This window comes from Cupriavidus sp. PB-02, assembly GCF_058252315.1.
The window spans coordinates 1,975,952-1,991,662 of sequence record NZ_CM177695.1 but is presented as its reverse complement, the minus strand read 5'-3'; the positions used below and the strand labels follow the sequence as shown (position 1 = coordinate 1,991,662).

At 68.2% G+C, this 15,711-nt stretch carries 17 protein-coding genes; 8 read left to right on the top strand and 9 right to left on the bottom strand.

Going from position 1 to position 15,711, the window contains the following annotated elements:
- Positions 1-103: 103 nt before the first annotated feature.
- Positions 104-274: a hypothetical protein gene (locus AC10V3_RS29880; RefSeq protein ID WP_022538984.1), complete on the top strand. Its 171-nt coding sequence runs from the start codon at positions 104-106 to the stop codon at positions 272-274.
- Between the two features lie 97 nt (positions 275-371).
- On the opposite strand, the gene AC10V3_RS29875 is transcribed toward AC10V3_RS29880, so the two are convergent.
- Positions 372-1,310, bottom strand: coding sequence for a LysR family transcriptional regulator (locus AC10V3_RS29875; protein WP_022538983.1), 939 nt, complete (start codon positions 1,308-1,310; stop codon positions 372-374).
- 180 nt (positions 1,311-1,490) lie between these two features.
- Between AC10V3_RS29875 and AC10V3_RS29870 the strand changes: the two genes are divergently transcribed.
- Complete coding sequence (locus tag AC10V3_RS29870; RefSeq protein ID WP_349607035.1) at positions 1,491-2,459, top strand: 3-hydroxyacyl-CoA dehydrogenase family protein; 969 nt, start codon at positions 1,491-1,493, stop codon at positions 2,457-2,459.
- The gene (locus tag AC10V3_RS29865; protein WP_022538981.1) at positions 2,456-3,328 is read left to right on the top strand and encodes a beta-keto acid cleavage family enzyme; all 873 of its coding nucleotides are present in this window, start codon (positions 2,456-2,458) and stop codon (positions 3,326-3,328) included. The genes AC10V3_RS29870 and AC10V3_RS29865 overlap by 4 nt, the downstream gene beginning before the upstream one ends.
- Positions 3,329-3,354: 26 nt before the next feature.
- On the opposite strand, the gene AC10V3_RS29860 is transcribed toward AC10V3_RS29865, so the two are convergent.
- Positions 3,355-3,630 (bottom strand): hydroxyquinol 1,2-dioxygenase, encoded by a 276-nt coding sequence (locus AC10V3_RS29860; protein WP_454753292.1) that lies wholly within the window; start codon positions 3,628-3,630, stop codon positions 3,355-3,357.
- A 270-nt stretch (positions 3,631-3,900) separates the two neighbouring features.
- Here AC10V3_RS29860 and AC10V3_RS29855 point away from each other — a divergent pair, with 270 nt between their 5' ends.
- Complete coding sequence (locus AC10V3_RS29855) at positions 3,901-4,266, top strand: H-NS family nucleoid-associated regulatory protein (protein ID WP_022538979.1); 366 nt, start codon at positions 3,901-3,903, stop codon at positions 4,264-4,266.
- An 86-nt stretch (positions 4,267-4,352) separates the two neighbouring features.
- Here AC10V3_RS29855 and AC10V3_RS29850 read toward each other — a convergent pair whose 3' ends face one another.
- On the bottom strand, positions 4,353-4,778 hold the full coding sequence (locus AC10V3_RS29850; RefSeq protein WP_022538978.1) for a hypothetical protein: 426 nt from the start codon (positions 4,776-4,778) through the stop codon (positions 4,353-4,355).
- 212 nt (positions 4,779-4,990) lie between these two features.
- Between AC10V3_RS29850 and AC10V3_RS29845 the strand changes: the two genes are divergently transcribed.
- The 4 genes from AC10V3_RS29845 to AC10V3_RS29830 all read left to right on the top strand — a co-directional run bounded on the left by AC10V3_RS29845 (position 4,991) and on the right by AC10V3_RS29830 (position 10,169).
- Positions 4,991-5,692, top strand: coding sequence for a heavy metal response regulator transcription factor (locus AC10V3_RS29845; RefSeq protein WP_022538977.1), 702 nt, complete (start codon positions 4,991-4,993; stop codon positions 5,690-5,692).
- The gene (locus tag AC10V3_RS29840; protein WP_022538976.1) at positions 5,689-7,137 is read left to right on the top strand and encodes a heavy metal sensor histidine kinase; all 1,449 of its coding nucleotides are present in this window, start codon (positions 5,689-5,691) and stop codon (positions 7,135-7,137) included. The genes AC10V3_RS29845 and AC10V3_RS29840 overlap by 4 nt, the downstream gene beginning before the upstream one ends.
- A 154-nt stretch (positions 7,138-7,291) precedes the next feature.
- Positions 7,292-7,699, top strand: a complete 408-nt coding sequence (locus AC10V3_RS29835; protein ID WP_022538975.1) for a VOC family protein — start codon at positions 7,292-7,294, stop codon at positions 7,697-7,699.
- Between the two features lie 97 nt (positions 7,700-7,796).
- The gene (locus tag AC10V3_RS29830) at positions 7,797-10,169 is read left to right on the top strand and encodes a heavy metal translocating P-type ATPase (protein ID WP_490923856.1); all 2,373 of its coding nucleotides are present in this window, start codon (positions 7,797-7,799) and stop codon (positions 10,167-10,169) included.
- 67 nt (positions 10,170-10,236) lie between these two features.
- Here the strand turns inward: AC10V3_RS29830 and AC10V3_RS29825 are convergent, their stop codons facing one another.
- From AC10V3_RS29825 to AC10V3_RS29800, 6 genes are read right to left on the bottom strand one after another with little or no spacing between them, the layout of a single operon-like run.
- Positions 10,237-11,142 carry a polysaccharide deacetylase family protein gene (locus tag AC10V3_RS29825; protein WP_022538973.1) on the bottom strand — a complete coding sequence of 302 codons (906 nt, stop codon included), beginning with the start codon at positions 11,140-11,142 and terminating at the stop codon, positions 10,237-10,239.
- Between the two features lie 13 nt (positions 11,143-11,155).
- The gene (locus tag AC10V3_RS29820; RefSeq protein ID WP_490923855.1) at positions 11,156-12,208 is read right to left on the bottom strand and encodes a bifunctional UDP-4-keto-pentose/UDP-xylose synthase; all 1,053 of its coding nucleotides are present in this window, start codon (positions 12,206-12,208) and stop codon (positions 11,156-11,158) included.
- Complete coding sequence (locus AC10V3_RS29815; protein WP_490924323.1) at positions 12,205-13,140, bottom strand: formyltransferase; 936 nt, start codon at positions 13,138-13,140, stop codon at positions 12,205-12,207. The genes AC10V3_RS29820 and AC10V3_RS29815 overlap by 4 nt, the downstream gene beginning before the upstream one ends.
- Positions 13,140-14,138: a glycosyltransferase gene (locus AC10V3_RS29810; protein ID WP_041681814.1), complete on the bottom strand. Its 999-nt coding sequence runs from the start codon at positions 14,136-14,138 to the stop codon at positions 13,140-13,142. The genes AC10V3_RS29815 and AC10V3_RS29810 overlap by 1 nt, the downstream gene beginning before the upstream one ends.
- Complete coding sequence (locus AC10V3_RS29805; RefSeq protein WP_022538969.1) at positions 14,117-15,286, bottom strand: DegT/DnrJ/EryC1/StrS family aminotransferase; 1,170 nt, start codon at positions 15,284-15,286, stop codon at positions 14,117-14,119. The genes AC10V3_RS29810 and AC10V3_RS29805 overlap by 22 nt, the downstream gene beginning before the upstream one ends.
- A 49-nt stretch (positions 15,287-15,335) precedes the next feature.
- Positions 15,336-15,707 (bottom strand): EamA family transporter, encoded by a 372-nt coding sequence (locus tag AC10V3_RS29800; RefSeq protein ID WP_022538968.1) that lies wholly within the window; start codon positions 15,705-15,707, stop codon positions 15,336-15,338.
- Between the last annotated feature and the right edge of the window lie 4 nt (positions 15,708-15,711).

Sequence of the window (15,711 nt, the reverse complement as noted above, 5' to 3'; positions counted from 1 at the left end):
AGCCGAGTCAGAACCCGCCTACGCCAGCATCCGCCCTTGTCCTATCCCTTGCGTGCCCGCCACTACCTACATTGAAGCTAGCACCACCGCAAGGAGCCGACTTATGTCATTCGCGCTATACATCATAGGCCTGCTGGTCCTGGTGGGCGGCATCGCCTGGGGCATGTCAACGGCCGGCCTTGCGCCCGTCTATATCGGCATTGCCTGCCTGATCGTGCTGGGGATCGGGATCATGGCGGCCGTCTCCCGTACCCGCACCAAAGATCCATCCTGAACGCTGCGGGCCCGGCGCCATGCCGGGCCCATTTGCTTGTCCGCTTCCGCTTGTCTTCACGCCGCGTAGCGGCCTCGCGCGCGGCAGTCGATGATGCTCATGCGCCGGCCTCCGCAGTGCTGCTTTGCGCGGCTGAAGGATGGGCCAGCTGTGTGCGCACCGCAGCCGCCAGTTCCGCGGCGGCGGGCGACAGGGTGCGATTGCGCGACGTCACCAGCCCGATCGAGCGCTCGGTCACCGGCGCGGTCAGCAGCCGCTCGACGATGCCGGGCTGGCGCACGGTGCCGGCGGCAATCTCCGGCAGCGCGGCGACACCGAAGCCGCATTCGACCATGGCCGCGATGGTCGCCAGGTGCTCGGCCTCGAACACCGGCTGGAAGCGGATGCGGTTCTGCAGGAAGGCCCATTCGGCGTACTGGCGCACGCTGCTGGGATGCGTCATCGACACGTGCGGCGCGTTGGCGGTATCGGCCCAGCGCAGCGGCCCGGCGGTGCGCGCCATCGGGTGCGCGGACGGGATCAGCAGCACGAAGCGGTCGGACAACAGCGGCTCGTACTGCAGGTCGGCCTGCTGCGGATCGGCCGCGGTCAGCGCAAAGTCGACTTCGCCGGCGCGCACCAGGTCGAAGGCGGGGCCGGACAGCGTGTCGATCACCTTCAGCGCCACTTCCGGGCGCGCGCGGTGGTAGGCCATCAGCACGCGCGGCAGCATGCGCGCCGCCAGCGACGGCAGCGCCGCCACCGCCACCTGCCCGCGCTCGGCGCTGGCAATGCCGGTCACGGCGTCGATGGCGCCGCGAAAGGCCGCCTGCAGCAACGCGGCCTGTTGCATGAAGACCTGGCCGGCGGCGGTCAGGCGCACGGTGCGGGTGGTGCGGTCAAAGAGGCGCACCCCGAGGGACTCCTCGATGCGCAGGATCTGCGTGGACAGGGCGGACTGCGACAAATGCAGCTGGCTGGCGGCCTGGCGGAAGTTCAGCGTGCGGCCGAGGACCAGCGTGGTATCGATGTCGCGCATCGACAGGTTGATTTTCATGGTGTGGCTGCGGCGGGCGGGCACCGGCCGGCGGAGTCTTGCGATTGATCTGATTTGCGGATCATTTTATCCAAAGAATCGACTTCATCAATCAAAGGGAGTTCTCTACACTGCCGGGATTCGATGGCCTGGCGCGTTGTTGGCGTGTGCGGGCCGCACCGCATCCACCCTGGAGGACCTATGCCGAACCCGACCGATCCGGTCATTCTCAGCCGCCCCGGCACCGCGCATGCGGTTGTGGTGGGCGGCGGCACCATGGGCGCCGATGTCGCCGTAGTGCTGACGCGCGCGCTGTGCCGCACCACCGTGATCGAGCCGGACGCCGGCCGCGCCGCCGCATTGCCTGAGCGAGTGCGCGACAACCTCGCCACCATCGGCTGCGAGCAAGGCGCCGCACGGCTGGTCGTGGCCGCGACGCTGGACGACGTGGACTGGTCCACTGTGGACCTGGTGATCGAGTGCATCCCGGAACGCCTGGACCTGAAGCAGGCGCTGTTCGCCGACCTGGTCCGGCGCGCGCGCGCCGATGCCGTGCTGGCCAGCAACAGCTCCAGCTTCCCGATCAGCGCCATCGGCGAAGGCCTGGACACGCGTGCGCGCATGCTGGGCCTGCACTTCTTCATGCCGGCGCACCTGGTGCCGCTGGTGGAAGTGGTGATGGGCGAGGGCAGCGACGAGGCATGCGCCGACGCGCTGATCGCCTTTATGCGTCGCTGCGCGATGGTGCCGGTCAAGGTGCGCAAGGATCTGCCGGGCTTTCTCGCCAACCGGCTGCAGCATGCGCTGTCGCGCGAAGCCTTCAGCCTGATCGACCGCGGCATCGCCTCGCCCGAGGACGTGGATGCGGCGGTGCGATTCGGCTTCGGTTTCCGCTTCCTGGCGGCCGGCCCTGTGCTGCAGCGCGACCACGCCGGCATCGACGTGCATGCCGCCGCGGGTGCCACCATGTACCCGAGCTTCTGCAATGACGACCATCCCGCGCGCTGCCTGTCGGAGCGCGCCGCCGACGGCCGCCACGGCATGAAGCGCGGCGAAGGCTTCTACCAGTGGACCCCCGAGACCATTGCCGCCGAGCGCGCGCGCTATGACCGCCTGCTGCGCGCCGGCCTGGAACTGATTGCCCCCGAATTGCCCGAGATCCAGCCATGACCCAAGCCCATCCCAATGCCGCGCTGCGCACGCCGCTGGCCGACTCGCCCCTGATCGTCACGGTTGCACCGAACGGCGCCTACAAGAAAGCCGCCGACCATCCCGCAGTGCCGCTGACCGCGGCGGCGCTGGCCGCTGAGGCGCGCGCCTGCCTGGACGCCGGCGCGGCCATGATGCACATGCATGTGCGCGATGCCGAGGGCCGTCATTCGCTCGACGTGCAGGCCTACCGCGACGCGCTGGTGGCTGTGAAGCAGGCGGTCGGCGACTCCCTGCTGGTGCAGGTGACGAGCGAGGCCGCCGGGGTCTACAAGGCTGCCGAACAGATGGCGATGGTGCGCGAATTGCGCCCCGAGGCGGTGTCGGTGGGCCTGCGCGAAGTGGCGGCACCGGAGATCCCCGAAAGCGAACTGGCCGCGTTCTTCGCGTGGCTGGCCAGCGAACGCGTGATGACGCAGGTCATCCTGTATGACGTCGCCGACGTGCGGCGCTGGCAGTCGATGCGCGAACGCGGCATGGTGCCGCCGGGGGCGTGGTCGGTGCTGTACGTGCTGGGGCGCTATTCGGCCGGGCAAGTGTCGTCGCCGCACGACCTGCTGCCGTTCCTGCAGGTGGCCGCGGAGCGGGACGAAGCGCTGCCGTGGGCAATCTGCGCCTTCGGCCGCGAAGAGAATGCCTGCGTGACCGCGGCCGCCGCGTTCGGCGGCCATGTGCGGGTAGGTTTCGAAAACAACCTGCTGCTGCGCGACGGCAGCCGCGCGCCCGGCAACCACGCGCTGGTGGCGCAGGCGGTGCAGGGCGGGCTGACGCTGGGCCGGCCGATCGCCGATGCCGCCGACGCGCGCCGGATCTACGGCGAGGTGCGCTGAAGGCGCCCTGGCCCGATCAGGTGCCGTCAGGCGCCGTCGGAGAAGCTGTCGCGCGGGCCGTTCGGGTTATGCGCGCCGTCGGTAAAGGTGCTGCGGGTGCCGGTGGCGCTGTGTGCGCCGTCGGTGAACGAACTGCGCGTGCCAGTGGCGCTGTGCGCACCGTCGGTGAATGAGCTGCGGGTACCGGTGGCGCTGTTGGCACCGTCGCTGAACGGATCGACGCTGCGCGGTGCGGCCTGCGCAGTGCCGACCACTGCGGCAATGAGGGCGGTAGCTGTAAGGATTTGCCTGAGTGCTTGCATGGATCGATGCTCCTGAAGAGTGCCGACCGGGGGTGGGCGGCGGTATGGAAAGTCTAGAAAGCGACCGCCCACGCCAGCATGACTGGCACATGACAATGCCGTCATTTTTGTCATTTCTCGCAGCCGCCCGCAGCCGGCTGCCCGTGCCGACACAATGGAGAAGCGGGAGCACCGGCAAAGGCTGTAGAATCATGGCTGTCTGACCGGCCTGCTGTTCCATCGCCGGTTCTCCATTGCCCGCGGGAATGCAGCGGGTTTCTCACGAAAGTCATGTCCGAGTCTGATTCAGCCAAACTCGCTGCGGTGGCCTGGATCCGCGAGCAAATGGACCGTCATGCCCTGACGCTCGACGACCTGGTCGCCGCCGGATGCTTCGACAAGGTCCCGGCGCCCGCTGCCCAACCTGTTGCCGCGAAAGCACCGCGAAAGACTGCGGCCGCGCCGCAGTCCGATGTCGCCGTCGCGAAGTCGCCGCTTGCGGAGCCTGCGCCGAACGGTACGCCGCAGGCTTCCGCGTCCCGCCCGCTTTACCGCAATGCCCTCGGGCAGAGTTGGGACGGCCAGGGCGAATATCCCGACTGGCTGCAGCGCGCGGTCAACGCCGGGCAATCGATCGAATTCTTCCGCGTCGAATAAGGCGCACGCACGCACGCCGTGCTGCGCAGCCTTTGGCGTGATTCGGGGAAAATGCGCAGCGCGTGAAGCCCGCGCCGCGAATGCCGTCAGCAGTGCGGGGCCAACGGCAGCAGGCCGGTGAACACGGCCGGCGTCGCCAGCGGCGCCGCGTGGGCCCAATGGACCAGGACCTCGGCAGGCAGTTCCGGCAGTTCGCCTGTTGCGGCAGAGGATTGTGCCGGCGAGGCGGTGCTGTCGTCGGGCGACTGCGGCGCATTCGCATCCTGCAACCTCAGCGGCGCGCCATTGTCGGCGGGCTCCGCCATCACCTGCACCGCGCTGCCGCTGCAACGCTGGCTGGCGCCATCGAGTGCCGCTTCCGCTTCCATCTTTGCGGCGACATGCCGTTCCGGCAGCGACAGCCCCGCCGCCTGCACCGCGCTGCATACCGTCGTCACCGTCGCTGCTGCGACGCAGAGCGGCAGCGAGGACAGCGCAAGGCACAGCAGCAGGCGGTTCGGGAGGCGTTTCATCGGAAGGGCAGGCGAAGGGAATTCGCGACAGAATGACTGCGGAGTGGCGTGAACCAAAGGCGATGCCCGTGGTCATCGCGCATTTTACCGGGGTTTTCCCCTGCATTGCCCTTGCCGGGGGATGACATTTCTGAAATCTTCGCCCATTTCCGGCCATCCTCGGATAGCGTTACGCCATGGCGGCGCTGGTGCCGCCGGAAAGTGACTGATTCATGCGTATCCTGATTGTCGAGGACGAACCCAAGGCGGGCGACTACCTGCACAAGGGCCTGAGCGAGTCCGGCTTCGTGGTGGACCTGGCGCGCGACGGCGTCGATGGCCTGGCCCACGCGCGCGAACACCCGTACGACCTGATCGTGCTGGACGTGATGCTGCCCGGCCTGGACGGCTGGCAGGTACTGCGCGAGCTGCGCCGCGAACGCGACACGCCGGTGCTGTTCCTGACCGCGCGCGACGAGTTGTCCGACCGCCTCAAGGGCCTGGAACTGGGCGCCGACGACTACATGGTCAAGCCCTTCGCCTTTGCCGAGCTGGTGCTGCGCATCCGCACCATCCTGCGCCGCGGCCCGCTGCGCGAGAGCGAATTCATCGAAGTGGCCGACCTGCAGATCGATGCGATCCGCCGCCGCGTGGTGCGCGCCGGCCAGAAGATCGACCTGACCTCCAAGGAATTCGCGCTGCTGTACCTGCTGGCGCGCCGACGCGGCGAAGTGCTGTCGCGCTCGCTGATCGCCTCGCAGGTGTGGGACGTGAATTTCGACAGCAATACCAATGTGGTGGACGTGTCGATCCGGCGCCTGCGCGCCAAGGTCGACGATCCCTTCCCGCGCAAGCTGATCCATACGCGCCGCGGCATGGGCTACGTGCTGGACGACGGCGACGAGGGTGAGGACCGCAGGCTGCGCGACGAATGAAGCGGCTCACGTCTTCCCTTACCACGCGGCTGGCACTGGCGTACGGGCTGGCCACGGCCGTGATCCTGGCCGGCGTCGCGGCCTATCTCTCCAGCGCGCTGTCGACCCAGCTGGAAGGGCGCGATGAAAGCGAGCTGGTGGGCGAGGTGCTGCTGGTGCGCCACCTGCTGCGAGAAGTGAGCAGCGAAGCCGAGATCCGCGCCGATTCCCACCGATTTGCCGACATCGCCATGGGCCACGAAGGCCTGATCCTGGTGGTGCGCACGCGCCAGGGCGAGCCGCTGGTCACGCTGAATCCGCGTAATGAGACCGTGCCGCCGCTGCGCGTGCTGCCCGTCACCACGCAGCCTGAAAAGGGCATGCTGCAGACCTGGTACCCGCGCAACCGCGTGCCGTCGCGCGGCATTGCCGCGCTTGGCCAGCTGGGCAACTCGGACAAGGCCGTGGAGATCGTGGTGCTGCGCGATGCCGGCTACCGTGTGGCGCTGATCCGCGAATACCGCCACCAAGTGCTGTGGGCCATGCTGTGCGGCGCCGCGGTCGCGGCGGGGCTGGGCTTCGTGCTGGCGCGGCGCGGGCTGCGGCCGCTGCGGCGCATGGCCGCAGATGCCGCCGCGGTCACCACCAGCCGCCTGGCCACGCGGCTCGACGTGGGCAGCGCGCCGGCCGAGCTGCGCGAGCTGGCGGCGGCGCTCAACGACATGCTGGCGCGGCTGCAGGACAGCTTCTCGCGCTTGTCCGAGTTCTCGGCGGACCTGGCGCACGATTTCCGCACGCCGATCAGCAACCTGATCGGCCAGACCCAGGTGACGCTGGCGCAAAGCCGCGGCGTGGCGGAGTACGAAACCCTGCTCGAATCCAACCTGGAAGAGTACGAACGGCTCGCGCGCATGATCGAGAACATGCTGTTCCTGGCGCGCGCCGACCACGCGCAGGTGGCGCTGGGCGTGCGCACGCTGGACGCGCGCGAAGAGCTGGACAAGATGGCCGAGTACTTCGAGGCTGTCGCCGCCGACCGCGATGTCACGCTGGCGGTCGCCGGGCGTGCGCCGGTGCAGGCCGACCAGACCCTGCTGCGCCGCGCCGTCACCAACCTGCTCGACAACGCGCTGCGCCATGCGCCGGCGGGCAGCACGGTGCGGCTCGACGTCAACCGCATCCCGGCGCCCGGCGGCGCCACTACCTGCATCCGCGTGGCCAATTCCGGGCCGGCGATCCCGCCCGAGACCCTGCCGCATATCTTCGGGCGCTTCTACCGGGCCGACCCGTCGCGCCGCAATTCGGCGGCGTCTACCGGGCTGGGGCTGGCCATTGTGGACACCATCATGCGGCTGCATGGCGGCAGCGTGACGGTGCGCAGCCTCGACGGCGAAACGGTGTTTTCTCTGGAGTTCCCGGCTGATGCCACGGCGCCTGCCGTGCCCGCTGCGGCTAGCGTTTCCTGAGCCATCTCCGTCACTTGCATGCAGCCGGCACGCGCGCATAATGGCGCGCGTGCCGCTTCGCTCCACCCGGGTGTGCGGTACATCGCCAGTGCAATGCAACCCCGAATGGCAACCCCGAATGGCAACCCAATTGGCAACCCAAAAGGAGAATGACATGCAGGTGCAACCCTATCTGGACTTTGGCGGCCGCTTCGACGAGGCCGTGGCCTTCTACGGCAAGGTGCTGGGCGCGCAGGTCACCTTCGTGATGCGCTACAAGGACGCTCCGAGCGAGGGCATGGAAGTCCCGGATGACTGGAAGGACAAGGTGATGCACGCCAACATCCAGTTCGGCGAGAACCAGCTGATGGCGTCCGACGGTCAACCCGGCGCGCGGCCGTCGTTCAGCGGCTTCAGCCTGTCGGTGGGCGCGGTCGGCAAGGACGAGGGCCAGCGCATCTTCGACGGCCTCAGCGAAGGCGGCCAGGTCGTGGTGCCGTACCAGAAGACCTTCTGGGCCGAAGGCTTCGGCATGCTGGTGGACCGCTTCGGCATGTCCTGGATGGTCAACTGCGAGCACTGACCCGCATGGCGGACAGTGGCGCCGCCATGCCGCTTGACTCTGTAGTCGCTACAGGGTCTTCAATGTCATCAGGTCAAACCAGCGGGAACAACAAGAGATGGCTCGCACGTCACCTGAAGACGCCCTTCCTCAAGATCACGCCGCCCATGCGCACGATGGCGCCGCGCACCGCCACGGCGGCCACGACCACGATCACCACCACCACGGGCATGAGCACGACCATGCGCACGACCACGCGCACGCACATCCGGCTCCTGCCTGCTGCGGTAGCGGCTGCTCGTCGACGGTCGCGCTGACGCCGCCGACACCTGTCGAAGTGCCGGCCGGCGCCCGCACCGCCGTCTGGCGCATCGACGCCATGGACTGCCCGACCGAGGAAACGCTGATCCGCAACAAGCTGGGCGGCATGGCGGGCGTGGCAGCGCTCGAATTCAACCTGATCCAGCGCGTGCTGACGGTGCACCACACGCTGCCGTCGCCGGAGCCGGTGGTCAAGGCGATCCAGAGCCTCGGCATGCAGCCGGTGCCGCTGAGCCCGGAGGCCGCGCAGCAGGTGCTGCCGGAAACCACCGCACGCAAGTCCTGGTGGCCGCTGGCGCTGGCCGGCGTTGCCGCGGTCGGTGCCGAGGGGACGGAATGGCTGGCGCTGGGACTGCCGTGGCTGCCGGCCGTGCTGGCGCTGGCGGCGGTGGCGCTCGGTGGCCTGACCACCTACCGCAAGGGGTGGATCGCGTTGCGCAACGGCAACCTCAATATCAATGCGCTGATGAGCATCGCCGTCACCGGCGCACTGCTGCTGCGCCAGTGGCCAGAAGCGGCCATGGTGATGGTGCTGTTCGCGCTGGCCGAGCGCATCGAGGCCGCATCGCTGGACCGCGCCCGCAACGCCATCCGCGGGCTGATGGCGATGGCGCCGGAGCAGGCCACGGTGCGGCGCGCCGACGGCAGCTGGGAAGCCGTGCCCGCCGCCGGTGTGGCGGTGGGCGCGCTGGTGCGGCTGCGTCCGGGCGAGCGCGTGGCGCTGGACGGCAAGGTCGTGCGTGGCCAGTCGGCGCTCGACCAGGCGCCCATCACCGGCGAGAGCGTGCCGGTGGACAAGGCGGAGGGCGATGCGCTCTTTGCCGGCTCGATCAACCAGTCCGGCGAGCTGGAATACACCGTGACCGCGCCGGCCAGCGATTCCACGCTGGCGCGCATCATCCACGCCGTGGAAGCCGCGCAAGGCAGCCGCGCGCCGACGCAGCGCTTTGTCGACCGGTTCGCACGCATCTACACGCCGACGGTGTTCGCGATTGCGCTGGCGGTGGCCGTGGTGCCGCCGCTGTTCATGGGCGGTGCCTGGGTCGACTGGATCTACAAGGCGCTGGTGCTGCTGGTGATCGCCTGCCCCTGCGCCCTGGTGATCTCCACCCCGGTGACCATCGTCAGCGGGCTGGCGGCGGCCGCGCGGCGCGGCATCCTGGTGAAGGGCGGCGTCTACCTGGAGCAGGGCAGGCACCTGGGCTGGGTGGCGCTCGACAAGACCGGCACCATCACGCACGGCAAGCCCGCGCAGACCCACCACGCGCTGCTGGCCGACGATGTGCCGCAGGCGCGCGCCATTGCCGCCAGCCTGGCGGCGCGCTCGGACCATCCGGTTTCTCGCGCGGTGGCCGCGGCGGCCGTGGCGGACGGCATCGCCACGCTGGCGGTGGATGACTTCGAGGCGCTGGCGGGCCGTGGCACGCGCGGCAAGGTGGATGGTGTGGAATACCGGCTCGGCAACCACCGGCTGGTGCATGACCTGGGCGCATGCTCGCCGGTGCTGGAGGCGCGGCTCGAGGCGTTCGAGCGCGACGGCAAGACCGTGGTGCTGCTGGCACGTGTCGACGGCAACGGCGCCGCCACCGCGCTGGCCTTGTTCGCCGTGGCCGACACCGTGCGCGACACCAGCCGGCAGGCCATCGCGGAGCTGCATGCGCTGGGCGTCAGGACGCTGATGCTGTCGGGCGACAACCCGCACACGGCACAGGCCATCGCCGCCGAGGTCGGCATCGACGAGGCGCGCGGCAACCAGCTGCCGCAGGACAAGGCCGACGGCATCGCCGCGCTGGCCGACGCGGCGCATGCGCGCGGCGGCCGCATCGGCATGGTGGGCGACGGCATCAACGACGCGCCGGCGCTGGCGCGCGCCGATATCGGCTTTGCCATGGGGGCTGCGGGCACGGATACCGCCATCGAGACCGCGGACGTGGCGCTGATGGATGACGACCTGCGCAAGATCCCGGCTTTTGTGCGGCTGTCGCGCCGCACCTCGCGCATCCTGGTGCAGAACATCACGCTCGCGCTGGGCATCAAGGCGGTGTTCCTGGTGCTGACGGTGATGGGGATGGGGACGATGTGGATGGCGGTGTTCGCCGATATGGGGGCTAGCCTGCTGGTGGTGTTTAATGGGCTGCGGGTGGGGGCGGTGGGCAAAAGCAACGCTTAGCGTCGGTTTGCACCCCTCTCCCGCTCGCGGGAGAGGGGTGCCTGGTTCATGCGGTGTTGGCTGCGACTTAGCGCGTCACCACTTCCGGCTGCACAATCAACTCCCCACTACGCCCCGGAATCTCTCCCCACGTCACCGGCAATTCCGGCAACCCTTCGCGATCCAAGCCGCGATACCAGGTCGCCATCGACACCAGCTCGTGCCCCTGCGCACGCCACCCCGCCAGCAGCCGCTCGAACACCGGCGCCAGCTTGCCGCCTTCCAGCTCGGTATGCAGCGTGAACACATGGTCGCGCGCGCCTTCGGTCAGCTTCAGCAGTGCGGTGTGGACGTTGTCCTCGCTCAGGTCGTCGGTGCCGATCAGTTCGTCCAGCGTCGGCAACGTGGTCGGCATCTGCACATGCCGGCACGCCACGCCGTCGATGGTCGGGAGATACGGCGCAGTGCCGCGTCCGTCTGACGCATAGGCCATGCCCCAGTCATCGATCTGCCGGAACGCATCCTCGTTCATCTGCCAGCCGGCCGCGCCGTGCGTGGTGGGTGCTTCGCCAAAGATCTCGGTATAGCGCGCGAATGCCTGCTGCATCTGCCGCCGCGTCCACGCGGCATCGCGCTCGCGCACGTTGTCCTGCCAGTAGACGTGGTCCCAGGTGTGGATGCCACATTCATGGCCGGCCGCGCGTGCGGCGCGCATCTCGGCCGCGCCCTTGCGGCCGATGTCGGGCCCGGGCAGCAACACGCCGTACATCAGCGTGCGCAGCCCGTAGATGGACACCACCGAGGTGCGCGACACCTTTTTCAGGAAACCCGGCCGGAACACGCGCCGCAGCGCCCAGCCGGTATGGTCGGGCCCGAGGCTGAACAGGAAGGTGGCCTGCGCCTGTGCGGCCGCCAGCATCGACAGCAGCTTCGGCACGCCTTCGCGCGTGCCGCGCAGCGTGTCGACGTCGACCTTCAGGGCAATGCGTGCCATCTGCGGTGCGCGCTCAGTTGGCCGAATCGACCAGCGTGCGGGCCTCTACCACCTTGCCTCGGTACGCCTCGAAGATACGGCGCAGCGCCGCTTCCATGCTGATCTCCGGCTTCCAGCCCAGTTCCTCGATGGTGTTGTCGATCTTCGGCACGCGGTGCTGCACGTCCTGGTAGCCCTTGCCGTAGAAGTCGCCCGACGAGGTCTCGACGATCTGCGTCTTGCGTGCCTCGTCGGCGTACTCAGGATAGTCCGCGGCCATCTTCAGCATCATCTCGGCCAGTTCGCGCACGGAGTGGATATTGTCCGGGTTGCCGATGTTGAAGATCTTGCCGGTGGCGATGCCGTTGGGGTTCTCGATGATGCGCATCAGCGCGCTGATGCCGTCCGCGATATCGGCGAAGGCCCGCTGCTGCGCGCCGCCGTCGACCAGCTTGATCGGCTCGCCGCGCACGATATGGCCGAGGAACTGCGTCACCACGCGCGACGAGCCTTCCTTCGATTCGAAGATCGAATCCAGCCCCGCACCGACCCAGTTGAACGGGCGGAACAGCGTGTAGTTCAGGCCTTGCTCCATGCCGTAGGCGTGGATCACGCGGTCCATCAGCTGCTTGGAGCAGGCGTAGATCCAGCGCGGCTTGTTGATCGGGCCGTAGACCAGCGGCGAGGCCTCGGGATCGAACTCGTCGTCGCTGCACATGCCGTAGACCTCGGAGGTCGACGGAAACACCAGGTGCTTGCCGTACTTCACGGCGGCGCGCACGATCGGCAGGTTGGCCTCGAAGTCCAGTTCGAACACGCGCAGCGGCTCGCGCACGTAGGTGGCGGGCGTGGCGATGGCCACCAGCGGCAGCACCACGTCGCACTTGCGGATGTTGTACTCGATCCACTCCTTGTTGATGGTGATGTCACCCTCGAAGAAGTGCATGCGCGGGTGCTCGACGAGGTCGCCCAGACGGTCCGCCGACATGTCCATGCCGTAGACCTCCCACGACGTGGTTTCCAGGATGCGGCGCGTCAGGTGGTGGCCGATAAAGCCGTTGACGCCAAGAATCAGGACCTTTTTCATGGATTTTCTTTGGACTGTTCGGTAAGAAGTTGGGCGATGGCATCCGGCGCGACGGCCGAGCCGTCCTGCGCCAGCAGTTGTGTTACGAGTACCTGGCTGCCGTCGCCGCACAGGCCGACGATGTGGCCGTCGCGCACGTGCAGGCCGGGCGGAGTGCCGGACGACAGCGCCAGGGCGGCATCGGGCAGCGGACGGCGGGCTTGCGCGACGATAAAGCGCTGTCCCGCCAACTCGGTGAAGGCGCCGGGATACGGCGGCGCCACCGCGCGGATCAGGTTGTAGACCTCGGCCGCGGGGCGGCTCCAGTCAATGCGCCCATCCTCGGGTTTGCGGCCGGAATAATAGCTGCCTTCAGCCAGCCGATTGGGGCGTTGCGGCGTTTGCCCGGCCATCATCGCGGGCAGGGCGCGCCACAGGGTCTGCTCGGCGGCTACGGTGACCTTCTCGAAAACCTCGCCGGCGGTATCGTCCGGCAGGATCGGCACGGCGGTCTGGTCGACGATATAGCCGGCGTCCGGCCTGGCTTCCATCGCGTGCAGCGTGGCGCCGGTCTCGGTCTCGCCGTGCAGCACCGCCCAGTTCACCGGCACGCGGCCGCGGTACTTGGGCAGCAGCGAGCCGTGCATGTTGAAGGCGCCGCCCGGCGCCAGGGCCAGCACGCTCGCGGGGATCATCGAGCGGTAGTAGAACGAGAAAATTACGTCCGGGCGGCCATCGCACACGGCCTGCGCGATGGCGGGGTCGGTCGGGTCCTCGCCGTATAGGAACGGGATGCCCAGCTCGGCGGCGGTGTCGGCCACGCGCCGGAACCAGATGTTCTCGTCGGCGCGATCGCGGTGGGTGATCACCAGTGCCACCTCCACGCCGCGCGCATGCAGCACGCGCAGGCAGCGGTCGCCGACATTGTGGTAGGCAAAGACGACGGCGCGCATCATCGCTCCGTGCCGGCCGCGTGGGGCGCGGCAGGGGCGCGCGTGGGATCGCCCTCAAGCACCGCCTTGATGCGGTAGCGCGGGCGGTCGCGCACTTCCTGGTAGATGCGGCCGACGTATTCGCCCAGCAGGCCCAGGCCGAACAGCAGGATGCCGATCAGGAAGAAGTTCATGGCGAACAGGGTGAACAGACCCTGGACTTCCGAACCGAACAGGAAGCGCCGTACCAGCAGTACCACGACCAGGGCGCCCGAAAGCAGCGACAGGATCGTGCCGATCGCCGAGAACCACTGCAGCGGCACGATCGAGAAGCCCGTCACCAGGTCGAAGTTCAGGCGGATCAGCTGGTACAGCGAATACTTGGATTCGCCGGCGTGGCGCTGCTCGTGGCTGACCTCGATCTCGACAGGGTTGGAAGCAAAGGTGTACGCCAGCGCCGGGATGAAGGTATTGACCTCGCGGCAGGCGTTGATGGTGTCGATCACATTGCGGTCATAGGCGCGCAGCATGCAGCCCTGGTCCGTCATGCGGATCTTGGTGATGCGCTCGCGCAGCCGGTTCGTCGCGCGCGAGGCATAGCGGCGGAACGCGGTGTCGTTGCGATCGCGGCGGATGGTGCCGACGTAGTCGTGGCCGGCGCGCATGGCTTCGACCAGGCGCGGTATTTCTTCCGGCGGGTTCTGCAGGTCGGCGTCCAGCGTGATCACGATCTTGCCGCGGGTATGCTCGAAGCCCGCCAGGATCGCCATATGCTGGCCGAAGTTGCCGTTGAACAGGACCACCCGGGTCACGTCCGGGCGCTTGTGGAACTGCGCGGCAAGTATCTGCGCCGAGCGGTCGACGCTGCCGTCGTTGATGAAGATGATCTCGTACGACTCGCCGAGGCCATCCAGCGCCGGATAGAGGCGGTCGAACAGGGCTTGCAGCCCGTCTTCTTCGTTGTAGACCGGAATGACGACCGAGACCTCGACCGGGCTCATTTGGAAAGACGTTTGCATGTTTCGCTGAGGGTTGCGCAGACCCGCTCCACGTCGGCGGCTTGCATGGCGGGGAACAGCGGCAGCGTGACGATGCCGCGCCCGATGCGCTCGGCATGCGGCAGCATGCCTTCGCGCCAGCCGAGCGAGCGGTAGTAGGTGAAAAGATGAATGGGCGGATAGTGCACGCCGGTGCCGATGCCGCGCTCGCGCATCGCCTCCATGACCTGCTTGCGTGCCTGCGCCGGTCCGCCCTCGAGGCGCTCGGTCGGCAGCACCACCTGGAACATATGCCAGTTGGTGGTGGCGGCCTGGGGATCGAGCGGCTGCGGCAGTTCGATGCCGAGTTCGGCCAGGCCGCTGTCGGCCGCGCAGCGGAAATAGGCTTGTGCCAGTTCCGCGCGGCGCGCGGTGATGGCATCGAGTCTGGCGAGCTGCGCCAGGCCGACGGCGGCATTGACGTCGGTCAGGTTGAACTTGCCGCCCGGCTCCTCGACATCCATGCCGTCCATGCCGGTACGGATCACGCCCTGCAGCCGCAGGCGCTCGGCGCGCACGGCTTCTTCCGGCGTGTTCATCACCAGGCAGCCGCCTTCGATGGTGGTGATGTTCTTGTTGGCCTGGAAGCTGAAGCTGACCAGGTCGCCGAAGCTGCCGATGCGCTGGCCGCGCCAGCGCGAGTCGATCGCCTGCGCGGCGTCCTCGATCACGCGCAGGTTGTGTTTGGCGGCGATGGCGTAGAGGCGGTCCATGTCCACCGGCAGGCCCGACAGGTACACCGGCATGATCGCGCGCGTGCGCGGCGTGATCGCGGCCTCGACCGCATCCAGGTCCAGGTTGCGCGTGCGCGGGTCGATATCGACGAACACCGGCCGCGCGCCCACCGTCAGCACCACGTTGGCGGTGGCGACCCAGGTGACAGGGGTGGTGATGACTTCATCGCCCGGGCCGATATCGGCGATGCGCAATGCGATCTCCATCGTCGCCGAGCCATTGGCGAAGGTGCGCACCGGGCGGCCGCCGAAGAGGTCAGACAGCGCGGCCTCGAAGGCCTGCATCCGCGGGCCGGAGGTGATCCAGCCCGAGGCCAGCACCTTGCTGACTTCAGCAATGGCGGCGGCGTCGATGTCGGGGCGGACGAAAGGCAGGAATGCGGCGGGAGCGGTCATGGAAATGGCGATGGAGTGCGGTTGGTGCTGGGGGCGCCGGGCAACCGCGTCAGGATCGGGCGATCAGGAAGACGCCAGCCAGTATCAGCAGGATGCCGACCACGCGCAAGGGGCCGATCATCTCGCCGAACAGGTACCATGCGGCCACCGCATTGACCACGTAGCCGAGCGACAGCATCGGGTAGGCGATCGACACGTCCACGCGCGACAGCCCCACGATCCACACGCCCACGCTGACCACGTACAGCGTCAGCCCGGCCAGTACCGGCCATTGCGTCAGCACGCGCAGTGCCGTGACCAGCAGCGTGCCGCGGTCCAGCGTGATGGCGCCGATGGCGTTGACGCCGGCCTTGAGCAACAGTTGCGCGGCCGCATTGAGCAGCACGCCGGAAAAGATGAAAGCGAAAGTCGAAAGCGTCATGGCG

Coding starts and splice junctions, on each gene's coding strand:
- AC10V3_RS29880 (WP_022538984.1), top strand. CDS start 104: ATGTCATTCGCGCTATACATCATAGGCCTGCTGGTCCTGGTGGGCGGC.
- AC10V3_RS29875 (WP_022538983.1), bottom strand. CDS start 1,310: ATGAAAATCAACCTGTCGATGCGCGACATCGATACCACGCTGGTCCTC.
- AC10V3_RS29870 (WP_349607035.1), top strand. CDS start 1,491: ATGCCGAACCCGACCGATCCGGTCATTCTCAGCCGCCCCGGCACCGCG.
- AC10V3_RS29865 (WP_022538981.1), top strand. CDS start 2,456: ATGACCCAAGCCCATCCCAATGCCGCGCTGCGCACGCCGCTGGCCGAC.
- AC10V3_RS29860 (WP_454753292.1), bottom strand. CDS start 3,630: ATGCAAGCACTCAGGCAAATCCTTACAGCTACCGCCCTCATTGCCGCA.
- AC10V3_RS29855 (WP_022538979.1), top strand. CDS start 3,901: ATGTCCGAGTCTGATTCAGCCAAACTCGCTGCGGTGGCCTGGATCCGC.
- AC10V3_RS29850 (WP_022538978.1), bottom strand. CDS start 4,778: ATGAAACGCCTCCCGAACCGCCTGCTGCTGTGCCTTGCGCTGTCCTCG.
- AC10V3_RS29845 (WP_022538977.1), top strand. CDS start 4,991: ATGCGTATCCTGATTGTCGAGGACGAACCCAAGGCGGGCGACTACCTG.
- AC10V3_RS29840 (WP_022538976.1), top strand. CDS start 5,689: ATGAAGCGGCTCACGTCTTCCCTTACCACGCGGCTGGCACTGGCGTAC.
- AC10V3_RS29835 (WP_022538975.1), top strand. CDS start 7,292: ATGCAGGTGCAACCCTATCTGGACTTTGGCGGCCGCTTCGACGAGGCC.
- AC10V3_RS29830 (WP_490923856.1), top strand. CDS start 7,797: ATGGCTCGCACGTCACCTGAAGACGCCCTTCCTCAAGATCACGCCGCC.
- AC10V3_RS29825 (WP_022538973.1), bottom strand. CDS start 11,142: ATGGCACGCATTGCCCTGAAGGTCGACGTCGACACGCTGCGCGGCACG.
- AC10V3_RS29820 (WP_490923855.1), bottom strand. CDS start 12,208: ATGAAAAAGGTCCTGATTCTTGGCGTCAACGGCTTTATCGGCCACCAC.
- AC10V3_RS29815 (WP_490924323.1), bottom strand. CDS start 13,140: ATGCGCGCCGTCGTCTTTGCCTACCACAATGTCGGCGACCGCTGCCTG.
- AC10V3_RS29810 (WP_041681814.1), bottom strand. CDS start 14,138: ATGCAAACGTCTTTCCAAATGAGCCCGGTCGAGGTCTCGGTCGTCATT.
- AC10V3_RS29805 (WP_022538969.1), bottom strand. CDS start 15,286: ATGACCGCTCCCGCCGCATTCCTGCCTTTCGTCCGCCCCGACATCGAC.
- AC10V3_RS29800 (WP_022538968.1), bottom strand. CDS start 15,707: ATGACGCTTTCGACTTTCGCTTTCATCTTTTCCGGCGTGCTGCTCAAT.